Here is a 13,330-nt window from a genome sequence, read left to right on the forward strand (position 1 = left end):
GCGGTAGGCTTATTTTTGCCAAAACGCAGTCATGCTAAGCCAGGAAGAAAAGGATTTTTTAGTCTATTGGGAACAGAACAGGGATCGCCAGAAAAAGACCTTCCGGCAATGGCTGATAGGATTACCTATTGGGCTTTTACTGGGTGTACCCATCTTTATCAATTATGCAACCGGATGGTACAAACGAGCCGGGATGGTGGCAGGCAGCCAGTTTAACCCCATTGTTTTAATCATTGCTTTACTGGCGATTGTAACCTTCATGGCAATTTTCTACAAGCAATACCAATGGGATCAGTATGAGCAGCGGTATTGGGAATTGAAGAAGGGGGAGACAAAGGAGAAAGGGGAGGAAAAGGAGGCAAGGGAGGAATAGGACATATACCCGACGGGTCATTTAGTATACAGACGCAACACCTCGATCTCTGGGGAATTTGGCAACACGGCCAGGCCGAAAAAAGGCGGTTCCTCTTCCGTCCTTTTTTTCTCTTCCTCCCTTGTCTCCTTTCCTTCCCCCATGCAACATATCTCACTCTTTAGTGGTCTATACCATTGGCAATCTATATATTCGCGCAAAATTCAGGATAATGGTGAAAAAGATTATTGTACTCTTTTCGATGGTTTTACTGGCTTTCAGCAGCTGGCATTGTAATAAATCCAACCCCGAAACTACCTGCACGGTTGTTCCACCTGCAGATGAGGAACAGGCTATTCTGGCCTATAATACTGCCAATAATATCAATGGTATCAAGGATGAATCCGGTCTATATTATGAAATAATTAATCCGGGCACCGGAGGAACACCAAACCTGAATTCACTAATAGAAATCAAATACACAGGAAAATTGACAAATGGTACCGTATTTGATTCCCAGTCAGACCCTAAAAAAACGGGTTGGGCACTTAGAAGTCTGATTCCCGGTTGGCAGATCGCAATCCCAAAAATTAAGAAAGGTGGAAAAATAAAAATGGTTCTCCCTTCTGCATTAGGATATGGATGCAGGGATAACGGGAATATACCAGCTAACTCTATCCTCTTTTTTGAGGTTGAACTGGTAGAATTCTACTAAGCCTTTGCTTTTCCCTAATTTCGTTCAAAACCATGTCGCTTGTCATACGAGCCAATCTCTGTATTTGATATTTTCAAAATTGGTGTTGGTCCGTCCAGTTCTCATACCCTGGGTCCCTGGAGGGCTGCACTTGCTTTTCTGTCAACAGTTGAAGAAACGAGCAGCCTAGATCAGGTAGAAGATATTGCTATAGACCTATTTGGTTCACTGGCAAAAACCGGAAAAGGGCATGGGACTGATATTGCCGTATTAATGGGCCTGATGGGTGAAGATCCGGTAACCTGTGAGGTAGAATCCATTACATCCAAAATTGAAAAAATCCGGAAAGACGGGATTTTAACCTTGAAAGGCACCTGTTCCCTGTCTTTTGATGTATCCCGGCAACTGGTTTTTCATACAAAAGAATTTCTTCCATTTCACCCGAATGCACTTAGGTTCCATGCTTTATTAAAGGATGGACGTACGCTTCACTCCACTTATTATTCGATTGGGGGAGGATTTATTACACAGGAAGGTGATGAAGTGCATAAACAGGATCGGATAGAACCCCCATTTCCCGTTGATAAAGCCGATGATTTATTACACTGGTGTCGAAAGACCGGTTTATCGATTCATGAAATTGTAGCGGAAAATGAAACTGCCTGGCGGCCGGAAGCTGAAACAAGAGCCGGAATAATGAAGATTTGGGAAGTGATGAAAAGCTGTATGTATCGCGGATGCCATACGGAGGGGATGTTACCCGGCGGGTTATCGGTAAAACGCAGGGCAGCTGCATTAAATAAGAAACTCCTAAGAGAGCGCACCTACAATAATTACGAAGAATGGGTAGCTGCCATCCGCGCAGGCGGTTCCGATTTTCAATATATTCTGGATTGGGTCTCCTGTTTTGCGCTGGCTGTAAATGAGGAAAATGCTTCTTTTGGAAGGGTGGTAACGGCACCAACCAATGGAGCTGCGGGTGTAATTCCGGCTGTGCTCCAATATTATGCAGTTTTTTGTGAAGCTTCTGATGAATCAATTATACAGTTTATATTAACTGCTGCAGAAATTGGCAGCATCTTCAAAAAAGGCTCTACCATTTCCGCCGCAATGGGTGGATGTCAGGCGGAGATCGGCGTATCTTCCTCCATGGCTGCTGCAGCCCTAACTGAATGCCGCGGAGGAACACAAAGGCAGGCTTTGATGGCAGCAGAAATTGCCATGGAACACCATCTGGGACTGACCTGTGACCCAATAGGCGGGCTGGTTCAGGTACCCTGCATTGAACGGAATACAATGGGTGCCATAAAGGCGATCACCGCTTCCCAGTTAGCCCTTCAAAGTGCTCCTGATTTTGCCAAAGTTTCCCTGGATGCCGTCGTTAAAACGATGTGGGATACCGCTCAGGACATGAATAGTAAATACAAAGAAACGGCAGATGGCGGACTTGCTTTAAATATTCCCTTAAGTTTGCCGGAATGTTGATCAACAATTCTGTTGAATCACTGTTATTGCAGCTGGAACTCTCTTTGAACGAAACTTGTAAATGACCTGTAGCTATGGCTGTATTAGGTATGAATCCTTTAAAAAGGATACTGAAAATACTACGCTTTCAAAAGAAAGATATCACGGCAATTTATTTTTATGCCGTGCTTAATGGACTGGTTCAACTATCCCTTCCGCTCGGTATTCAGTCCATCGTAAGTTTTGTTTTGGGTGGAGCCATATCTACCTCCATTGTTGTTTTAATTATACTGGTAGTACTTGGGGTGTTTTTTAACGGACTTTTCCAGGTGAACCAGATGAAACTGATCGAAAAAATTGAACAACAGGTCTTTGTACGGTATTCCTTCGAATATGCACAAACCCTGCCCCGCCTGAATTTGAAAAGTGTAGATGGCTATTTTTTACCCGAGCTGACCAATCGATTTTTTGATACAGCATTGCTGCAAAAAGGACTTTCAAAATTATTGCTGGATTTCCCAACCGCCACTATTCAGATTATATTCGGCCTGATCCTTCTTTCTTTTTATCACCCCATTTTCATTTTATTCAGCCTTGTCTTTGTCTCCATAGTTTACCTGATTATTCGAATGACAAGTACTAAGGGCCTTGAAACAAGTGTGGAGGAAAGTGATCATAAATATGAAGTAGGGGGATGGCTGGAAGAAATTGCAAGAGTGGTAACGAATTTCAAATTTGCGCGAGATTCAAGCCTGCATTTGCAAAGAACTGATAAAATTGTTACCGATTACCTTAGTGCAAGAACCCGGCATTTTAGAATACTTAAACTGCAATACTGGGCACTGATCGGGTTTAAAGTGGCTATTACTGCCGCCATGTTAATTGTGGGGGTAATTTTATTGGTCGATACACAATTGAATATCGGTCAGTTTGTGGCTGCGGAAATTATCATTCTGCTTGTTATAACTTCCGTTGAAAAGCTAATCGTTAATATCGATAATGTATATGATATTCTGACATCCCTGGAGAAACTGGAAAAAGTAACCGACCAGCAACTGGAACAGGATGGTAAAAGAGAGTTGATTCCTTATCCAACCGGAGTTGAAATATTGGTGAAGGATTTAAGCTTTGCATACCGTGATGGACAAACGATTTTGAATGATCTCAGCTTTCATATCAAACCAGGTGAAAAAGTACAGGTGATGGGGGCAAATGGTTCAGGCAAGTCTACGTTGATACGAGTTTTAAGTGGCGCTTACCAGCCATTTGAAGGAACCGTTGCCTATAATAACCTTCCCATGGAGCAATATGATTTCAGTTCTTTCCGCAGACGGACCGGCGTATTTCTCAGTAATCAGGAATTGTTTGAGGGAAGTCTGTTGGAAAATATCACCATGGGAAATGATAAAGTTTCGATTGATGAAATAATGCAGCTGGCGGATATTGTAGGATTACGCCAGTTTTTCATTAGTACAAAAAGCGGACTTGAAATGATGATTAATCCAATGGGAGAACGACTGCCGAAGAAAGTAGTTCAGAAACTTCTGTTACTCAGAGCGCTTGTAAATTCACCTTCGTTTTTGCTTTTGGAAGAACCCTGGCTTGGATTGGAACCAACTTATTGCGATCGCATAAAAGATTATCTGCTGAATCAATTGCCAGCAACAACCGGAATTATTATCAGTAATGATACCGGCTTCTCTCCAAGAGCAGATCTCGTGATTTATCTGGAAGAAGGGAGTATCAAAGCAATCGGCAAATGGGAAACAATCAAAGAACAGCTAACAAGTAAATAATATGGAACACGTAAAAGAAATAATTGCCCGGCAGGCTCCCGGAAAACAATTTTCCTCTTTTGACGCTGTTTACATGATTAACAGGTCGAGTAAGGTAAAAATCTGGATGTTGAGTGTGCTCGGCATGCTGGTTGTGTGTTTGTTTTTGCCCTGGACTCAAAACATTCGTTCTAGAGGTGCGGTTACAACTCCCAGACAGGAACAACGTCCGCAGGAATTAAATGCCATAATAGGAGGCCGCATCGTTAACTGGCATGTAAAGGAAGGAGATCTTGTAAAAAAAGGCGATACCATCCTGCAATTGGCAGAGGTAAAAGTCGATTACCTGGATCCCAATCTGGTACCAAGAACAAAAGAACAACTCTCTGCCAAACAGGATGCGGTAGAAAATTACAAAGGGAAAGTAAGCACCATTAATCAGCAATTGGTTTTTCTAAAACAAGGATTAGAACTTAAAGTAAAAGAACTCGAGAATAAAATTCAGCAACAGCAATTCAAAATCCGGAGTGATAGTATGGAGTTGCAGGCTGCTCAAAATGATCTCCGTTTTAAACAGGAACAATTCAAACGTCAGCGTGTTCTCTACGATTCTGGCGTAGCCTCACTCTTGTCACTCGAACAAAGAAGCCAGGCTGTTCAGGATGCCATGGCAAAAAGAACAAGTGCAGAAATCAAACTAGCCAATTCGTTCCAGGAATGGACAAGGCTGCAGCTTGAACTCAATGGAGAACGACAGCAATACCTCGAAAAAATATCCAAGGCTGAGGGAGAGCGTTTTACCACTTCATCTGAAATTGCCGCCGGCATGGGGGATATTGCCAAACTGGAAAACCTGTATACAAGTTATGATATCCGAAACCAGTTGTATTATGTGCTGGCTCCTCAGGATGGACAGGTTACAAAAGCAAGAAAATCAGGGTTGAATGAAGTTGTAAAAGAGGGTGAAATGCTGGTTGAAATTGTACCAACCAATTATCAATATGCGGTGGAGGTTTTTGTGAAACCGGTAGATCTGCCACTTGTTGCAACCGGACAAAAAGTACGATTTGTATTTGATGGTTTTCCTGCCATAGTTTTCAGCGGATGGCCGGAAGCGTCCTATGGAACATTTGGCGGCATTATTACTGCGGTGGAAAGTTCGGTTAGTGAAAACGGACTTTTCAGAATATTGGTAACGGAGGATCCCAAAGATAAACCATGGCCCAAAGCACTTCGAATGGGAACGGGTGCCATTGGTATTGCATTACTTAAGGATGTTCCAATCTGGTATGAATTATGGCGGAATATCAATGGCTTCCCGCCAGATTATTATGTTCCCCAAAAAGGTGGAACGGATGAAAAGAAAGGTAAATCATCGATCTAATTGAAGACAATGCGGCTATTAGTAAAACGGGTTTATTACTTATTGATTATTGGATCCCTGTTCTTTCCGATCAATAGCTGGGCACAAGCAGCTGACTCCATTCGCTTTACACTAAGTGAACAACAATTACTGGCAATTATCCGCCAGTTTCATCCCTATTTGCAGCAAGCAAATTTACAGGTGGATCAGGCAGGTGCTTTTATCCGCGAAAGCCGGGGTGCATTTGATCCCGTCCTCTCCACCAGCTTCGATAAAAAAACCTTTGATGAACAGCTCTATTATAATTATTTCAATCCGGAAATTGCCATCCCTACCTGGTATGGTATTGAACTATATGGTGGATTGGAAGAAGTAATAGGAACCAGAACAGCGAATGAACGATCGCTGGGGAAAACAAGTTATCTGGGTATCAGTGTTCCACTTGCTAAAGACCTGGTGCTGGACAAACGTAGGGCCGTTCTACAACAGGCAAAAATAATGCTTAATCAGACTGCTGCAGAACGGCAAAATCTGATTAACGATTTGCTGAATGAATCACTGGCTGTGTATTGGACATGGGTCCGTAATTACCAGGTATATCGCATTTTGAATGAAGCAGTTCAGGTAAATGCAGATCGATACCGGTTTATAAGGCTGGAAGCCGAGCAGGGGCTAAGGGCAGCCATCGATACAACAGAAGCCTTAACCCAGTTGCAACAATTTCAGTTACTTGAAGCAGATGCCTGGTTGCAATTTCAGAATGCAGGATTGGACCTCTCGAATTTTTTATGGCAGGCAGAAAATCGATCCTTTGAATGGAGTGACCAGATTATTCCTGATACTAACTGGACAACCCTAAACGACTGGAATCTTGACCTTCCACCTCTGGATGAGCTGGTAACCAGTGCCAGACTGGAACATCCGAAATTAAAAGCCTATGAGTATAAGCTGGGCGTTCAGGAAATCGAAAGAAGATTAAAATTTCAAAGCCTTTTGCCCAAGGCTGATCTTAAATATAATCTGCTCAATAAAGGGTATAATGTGGTTGATAAACTGGATAGAGCATTTTTGGAAAACAATTATAAAATCGGATTTTCATTTCAGATGCCTTTATTTCTCCGACAGGGGAGGGGAGCTTATCAACAGGCCCAAATTAAAATAAGGCAAACCAATCTTGATATTGATCAACTGCAATTGGAAATCGAAAACAAGGTTCGGAATTATTATAATGAGCTAATGACCCTTCGCAAACAGATCTCCATTAACGAAAATGCATATGCCAATTATATGCGTTTGTTCCGTGGAGAAAGTCTGCGATTCAATGTTGGAGAAAGTACCTTGTTCCTGTTGAATGCACGAGAAAATAAAGTGCTGGAGTCACTCCAGAAGCTGATTGAACTCAAAACGAAGTGGTACAAATCAAAAGCCGGACTTGTTTGGGCGGGTGGCCGTTGGGGACAACTACCTTATACTTCCACTTCTGAATAATCTTTAACTACAGAATAGAGTGTATCTCGTTCAACCGGTTTGCGTCTTGCCTGTCGAATCAGTTGTACAAGTTCACTGGTGCTCATGGTAGGTGTTTGCTCTTCTGATCCGGCCATTGAATAAATTTTCGTTGAATCATCTATGGTGCCATCAATATCATTCACCCCAAAGGAAAGCGTGAGTTGTGCATTATTACGACCCAGCATTGGCCAGTAAGCTTTGAGGTGCGGGAAGTTATCCATATAAATTCGGGCAATCGCATACATACGCATATCTTCCACAATGGTGCTTTCCGGAATATGACTCATGGCATTGTCTTTATTGCGGAATTTCAAGGGAATAAATGTATTGAAACCACCTGTCTCATCCTGTAATTGACGCAATTGTTCCATATGATCAATCCGATCACGGAAGCTTTCAATATGTCCATACAACATGGTAGCATTGCTGTGCATGCCCAATTCATGTGCAATACGGTGAATTTCCAACCAGCCCGCACCATCTACCTTGTCTTCACAAATCTGTTTTCTGATTTCAGGTGCAAATATTTCTGCGCCACCTCCCGGTAATGATTGCAATCCGGCGTCCTTTAAAAATTGCATGCCTTCCCTGCGGCTCATTTTGGCTTTTCGGAACATATAATCCAGTTCAACCGGAGTAAAACCTTTTACATGTAGATCAGGGCGATGGGCTTTTATTTTTTTCAGCAGATCTGCAAAAAAGTGAAGTGTTAATTTAGGATGAACTCCACCTACAATATGAACTTCCGTTACAGGTTGACCATCGTATTTTTTTACGATATCCAGCATTTGATCAGCAGTCAGTTCCCATCCTTCTTCTTTGTGGGCATATAAGCGGGAATAGGAACAGAAATTACAACTGAATACACAAATATTGGTGGGTTCTATATGAAAATTCCGGTTGAAATAAGTGGTATCTCCGTGTTTGGTTTCGCGGACATGATTGGCGAGTGCTCCCAACCAGGATAAGCCTGCTTTTTCAAACAGCAACAATGCTTCATCCGGAAGGATTCTTTCGCCCAGAAATATTTTTTTTCCTATCCGTTGTAAATCGGAATCCGGCTGTGTGGATTGAATTTGTTCAAATGCTTCTTGCGTCATCTTAAAGGGTGGTCTTTATTATTTTCGTACTGCGAACCTTGTTGGTATAAATCAGTCGAACATAATAGGTACCAGCTGCATGCCGACGGATATCTACCGGGATAAAACTGCTGGCATTTCCGGAATAAGATCTGGACCATACAGTTTGACCTAATGCATTAACAACTTCAATGCGCCGAAGGTTCTCGAGTTCCCGATAATGCCGCACCTGTAACTGACCGTCTGTTGGGTTTGGAACCACCAGGTAACCCTGTTCTTTCAATATCGGCGGCAAAGTTAAGGTATAGAGCTGTATGTTATCGAGGTAAAGATTGTTGCCCTGCTGGTTGATATTCCGGAAGAAGATCTGGAAAGCCTCATTAGGTGCCACCAATTTGGTAAGATCGATGGAGTCTGTCCTCCATTGGCTGCGTTGTGATGGCACGAATTCGACCGTTCCGGGTGTATTGGGATCAGTTACTGTTTGCAATTCCTGGCCCCATTGTGAAAATAACAGCACTGAATCTGCACCACAATTTTTTGTCAGCCAGATTTCGAGCGTATCCGTTGGCTGGCCGGCCGGTTTGGAAGCCAGGTAGGCCAGGTCAAATTTCAGATACACGGAATCAACCAAACCTGCTCTTACAGGCGGTAGGAACAACTCATCGCGATCACCTTTACTGCTGTTGATATAGTTTCTGATCAGGGCGGATCGTAGGCCATTGGTTGCAGGTCCGGCTGCAATCTGCCAGCCCGGATTATTGGATCTGCCCTGAAAATCCCAATTGGCCGGAGGGAAAATTCCCTGTTCAAAACTTTCAGTAAGTGGAATGTTTGTTTCTTCAAAGAGAAAAACACGTTTCGTCAGCGTGTCATTGACCGGAAGTAAATCTGCCAGACCATTCGGCCGGTCTGTATATACCCTGAATTGATTTACACCATTGTCCAGGCCAGTGAAACTGCTGTCGTAGTTTAAGATATAATTGCTTCCGCTGGTGAGGTTTAATCCTGTTATTGTGCGGCTAACAATTGGTCCATCATTTAACTGTAGGAAAATCCGGAAACTTGAAATGGTTGTTCGGCCGCTATTAGTTAATTCAATAGATGGACTGAATTCATTGGAGCAGATTCTTTCTGGTGGTTCGGAAATCTGTCTGAGTGCAAGATCGCGGGCAGGAAGCGAAAAGGGGATCAGCTGAATGTCGTCCAGAAATATATTCTGTCCGAATTTATTTATTGAAACAAATGCAAACCGGACATTTCCGGCACCATTGAACCTGCTAACAGGAATACTTAACCGATTTTCAGTCCATTCTTCATTGGCAGGGATCCAGTTAAGGTCTCCTGTAGTGCCTGAAGTGCTTGCAAGATTACTGCCGCCCTGTTTCCAGATCAATTCGGTAAACGTATTTCCGCAATCCAGTGAAGCCATCAGCATTAACGTATCAGCAAAATCCGGCGAGTTTGAATAGGGTTTATAAGCGTGTGCAAACCGGATGATCACAGAGTCTACATTGTTCAATTGCATGGAAGGAGCAATCAGGTAATCCAGGTCGCCGGGCGAATTATAATTGAATATATTCAGAAAGGCAGAAGCTGAACCGGATTTGCTTGCCAGTGTGGTGCGCGCCCAGCTTAGGCTTCCGGTATTTGGATTCAGAATACTCCATCGTGCAGGAGGGAAAGTTGTGCCTTCAAATCCCTGTGAAATAGTGCCGGTAAGTGGTGGTTGTAATACAAAACTGACTGTCAGACTATCATTAAATGCACGTTCGTCGGGCACACCATTTGGAAGGCTGACAAAGATCTGTAAATTATAATTTCCTTCGGCACTAACGGTGATGGGTAAGTTAATGGTAGCGGATTGTCCGAATGCGAGATTGCCGGTATAGTTAATGAATTGTACGGAACCATTATTTAATCGCCAGTTGATGCGGGCACTGGTTAGTGGGAGATTTCCACTGTTAGCCAGTTGGATGGTGGTATTAAAGCTGGATGCGGTACAAAATATCTGTCCATTCAGGGGCGATTGAATACCGGCAAGTTTGGCATCATTATTTTTATTGGGTGCCAGTTTAATTGCAGAAACCCGGGTTTTCCAGCCGCCTTGTGCTCCATACATGGAAGTAAGCCAGAATATGGAATCTGCAACCGGATCAGGAGCAATCATATTATAATCGCCCCAGCGTGCAGAGAATGTGCCATAACCTGAACCTGTTACAATGGAAGTTTCATCTGCTGGAAGGCTTCCCAAAACATCGTCTTCATTTCTGCCTGTTACCCGAATAGATGGCCAAAGGGTGGAGGAGGAGGCGTTGTAAACAGCAGCAATCTGTCCCAGTGCATTGATATTCATCGAAGGATAAAAACGATGTGTGTTATCCGGTGAATAAGTGCCTTCCTGATAGAGCGACCAGGCTGCTCCTGTTCGTCGCAATTCATGCCAGCGAAATCCGGCAATTCCGGGAGAACCTGCATTTACCGTATGGTAAATTAATATGGATTCATGCGTCGGGAATCGACGGTACACCGGTTTATCCATCACAAAACTGGTGGTAGCCATCAACCGGTTATTGTTGCCTGGTGTTTGAATACATGCCTGAAAATAACCACCCTCATCACAGAGGGTTGTATTGAATGGGGTAGTTGGTACCGATCCTGCATTTACGAGGCTACTGTTAGCGGAATTATTGAAATCCACTGAAAAAGCAAGTAGCCCGATGCTGTCGGCATCTTCCTGGGTTGTTCTGGCATCATCATTCCGAAAGGCAAATAACCCTGGTGATCCCGGATCAGGCAAAGCATTTCCGAATGCATTGATAGGCGCAATCCCATCGTATTTGTTAACATCGCTTAGGCGTACCCGTTGCATCTGAATTGTCTGCTCACCATTCAGCATTTGTTCCTTGTTAAAAGCGAACAGGGAAACACCTGAGAAAATATTGTCAGGCAGGGTAAAATCTCTTGAAGTTGCATACCAGGCATCGGGCCAAACTGAAATCTTGGGATAATCCGGAAAAAAGCTGGTATCCGTAAATTTATAAATGTACCAGGCACCCAGCGGATCATTTGTCTGAGATACATAAAAGATCAGGGTGTTGATATCTCCACTACCGGCAGGCGTTCCAAACTCCATCATTACAAAGCGGTCGGCATATTGGTCATACAAACAAATTCCATCCCCTGCGCCACTATAACCTGATTCCTGGGTAAGGTTGTCAAGGTATACAGGCTCCGTAAGGGTAGCCCCGCTTTTATTAAAAATCTGAAAATAAGCACCGGAGGGTCCATTTACCATCTGAATTATATGGTTTGGCCCAACGCAGATCGTTGGATCAGCAGGAGTTAGTTCTGCCGCCGACATGCCTTCCTGATTTACACTTATTTCTGGCGATAAAACCGTTCCGGATAAGGGGCGGTTGATTCGTCCCGGCCGACCAAATCGCAATGGATCTTCTTTGAGGTATAGGGCAGTTGGGTCTTTTCGTAAAACCGGTCCCTTTCGTTTTCCCCTGTTCCAAAGCAGGCCATGCCGGTCGCGTACGATCGTATTTTGCTTTCCAGGTGGAATTTTCAGGTTATATATGGTTGGACTTCCTCCGATTTTAATACCTTTTCCCGGTCGGATAATGGGGTCCTGCGCCGATAGGGAAGCGAATAAACCTAAAATAAAAAAGATCGTAATTAATAAATTCTTGAACATGAACTGCTTTTCCCTTGGCGAAATACAAATATAAAGGCCGAAAGCCATGCTTGGCGCAATGGTCTACAGGGAAATCTGTATTTATTGTAAAAACTTCTATCTTGCTGGCACCAAAAACACACACTGCATGGATAGATTCCAGGGTCTGATCGGAATAGTTTTGATATTAGGGATCGCCTATTTATTCTCTAATAATAAAAAGAAGATTAATCTAAGGGTGGTTGGAAGTGGTATTGCATTACAGCTTCTAATAGCCATCCTGGTATTAAAAGTACCTGCGGTAACCAAGTTTTTCCAGTTTTTAGGAAAGGGAATGGAAAAGATTGAAGTCTTCGCCCGAAAGGGGGCTGCTTTTGTTTATGGCGGATTGGGAGCTTACCAACCGGATGGCACAATCGGAAATTATGTTGGCGGGGGCTTTGTTTTTGCCTTTAATGTTACGGCAACCATTATCCTTGTTTGTGCACTTGTAGCTATCTTTTATCATTTTGGAATAATGCAACGCATTGTGGCTGTTATTGCCAAAGCAATGAATTTTGTAATGCGGGTAAGTGGAGCCGAAGCACTGAGTAATGTGGCATCCGCATTCGTAGGGCAGGTGGAGGCGCAGGTGATGATACGCCCTTATCTTCAGACGATGACCCGTAGTGAATTGCTGGCAAGTATGAGTGGGAGTCTGGCTTGTATTGCAGGTGGCATTCTGGTGGTGTATGCAAATATGGGGGCACAGGCCGGACTGGATCTTGCACCCAAACTGATTATGGCCAGTCTGATGGCAGCTCCTGGTGCACTGGTGATTTCAAAAATTGTATTTCCTGAAACCGAAGAAAGTCAGACACTTGGCCGGGTTAAACTGGAAGTAAAAAGCCATTATACCAATGTGGTAGATGCCATTTCACATGGTGCCGGTGATGGATTTAAAATTGCGATGAATGTTATTGCCATGCTGATTGGTTTCATTGCTGTGATTGCCTGTCTAGATTGGATCCTTATCAAAATCGGTCATATTTTCAATCCTGAATTTGAACTCAGTCTCAACTATATATTCGGTAAAATCTTTTATCCCTTTGCCTGGGCAATGGGGGTGCCTATGAATGATGTGGATAGTGTAGCTACGTTATTGGGACAAAAACTCACCATCAATGAATTTGTGGCTTTCCAGAATCTGACAAATAATTCTGTTCCGGTGGTTTCTGATAAAGGCTTGCTGATTGTAAGTATTGCCATCTGCGGTTTTGCCAATTTCAGTTCGGTTGGTATGCAGATCGGAGGTATAGGGGAGATCGCACCCGGACGAAGAGCTGACCTTGCCCGGTTGGGATTAAAGGCATTATTGTGCGGAACTCTGGCATCTTACCTGAGCGCCACCATTGCAGGAATATTGATGTAAC

General features: G+C 43.4%; 9 protein-coding genes. 7 read left to right on the plus strand and 2 right to left on the minus strand.

Annotation, left to right across the window (positions count from 1 at the left end; all coding sequences use genetic code 11):
• The first annotated feature begins 31 nt into the window (after positions 1 to 31).
• The 6 genes from B2746_RS10675 to B2746_RS10700 all read left to right on the plus strand — a co-directional run bounded on the left by B2746_RS10675 (position 32) and on the right by B2746_RS10700 (position 7,136).
• The gene (locus tag B2746_RS10675) at positions 32 to 373 is read left to right on the plus strand and encodes a hypothetical protein (RefSeq protein ID WP_290793336.1); all 342 of its coding nucleotides are present in this window, start codon (positions 32 to 34) and stop codon (positions 371 to 373) included.
• 211 nt (positions 374 to 584) lie between these two features.
• The gene (locus B2746_RS10680) at positions 585 to 1,067 is read left to right on the plus strand and encodes an FKBP-type peptidyl-prolyl cis-trans isomerase (protein WP_290793338.1); all 483 of its coding nucleotides are present in this window, start codon (positions 585 to 587) and stop codon (positions 1,065 to 1,067) included.
• 39 nt (positions 1,068 to 1,106) lie between these two features.
• Positions 1,107 to 2,531, plus strand: a complete 1,425-nt coding sequence (locus tag B2746_RS10685; protein WP_290793340.1) for an L-serine ammonia-lyase — start codon at positions 1,107 to 1,109, stop codon at positions 2,529 to 2,531.
• A 74-nt stretch (positions 2,532 to 2,605) separates the two neighbouring features.
• Positions 2,606 to 4,306, plus strand: coding sequence for a peptidase domain-containing ABC transporter (locus tag B2746_RS10690; protein ID WP_290793342.1), 1,701 nt, complete (start codon positions 2,606 to 2,608; stop codon positions 4,304 to 4,306).
• Position 4,307: 1 nt separating this feature from the next.
• Positions 4,308 to 5,669 (plus strand): HlyD family secretion protein, encoded by a 1,362-nt coding sequence (locus B2746_RS10695; RefSeq protein WP_290793344.1) that lies wholly within the window; start codon positions 4,308 to 4,310, stop codon positions 5,667 to 5,669.
• Positions 5,670 to 5,678: 9 nt separating this feature from the next.
• Positions 5,679 to 7,136 carry a TolC family protein gene (locus B2746_RS10700; RefSeq protein ID WP_290793346.1) on the plus strand — a complete coding sequence of 486 codons (1,458 nt, stop codon included), beginning with the start codon at positions 5,679 to 5,681 and terminating at the stop codon, positions 7,134 to 7,136.
• On the opposite strand, the gene mqnE is transcribed toward B2746_RS10700, so the two are convergent.
• A complete protein-coding gene (mqnE, locus tag B2746_RS10705) occupies positions 7,115 to 8,257 on the minus strand; it encodes an aminofutalosine synthase MqnE (RefSeq protein WP_290793348.1) in 1,143 nt (380 codons plus the stop codon). The two genes, B2746_RS10700 and mqnE, sit on opposite strands and share 22 nt — an antisense overlap.
• A 1-nt stretch (position 8,258) precedes the next feature.
• A complete protein-coding gene (locus tag B2746_RS10710) occupies positions 8,259 to 11,939 on the minus strand; it encodes a T9SS-dependent choice-of-anchor J family protein (protein ID WP_290793350.1) in 3,681 nt (1,226 codons plus the stop codon).
• 127 nt (positions 11,940 to 12,066) lie between these two features.
• On the opposite strand from B2746_RS10710, the gene B2746_RS10715 reads away from it, so the two are divergent.
• Positions 12,067 to 13,329, plus strand: coding sequence for a NupC/NupG family nucleoside CNT transporter (locus B2746_RS10715; protein WP_290793352.1), 1,263 nt, complete (start codon positions 12,067 to 12,069; stop codon positions 13,327 to 13,329).
• Position 13,330: the final 1 nt, after the last annotated feature.

This window comes from Flavihumibacter sp. UBA7668, assembly GCF_002483205.1.
Taxonomy (GTDB): domain Bacteria; phylum Bacteroidota; class Bacteroidia; order Chitinophagales; family Chitinophagaceae; genus Flavihumibacter.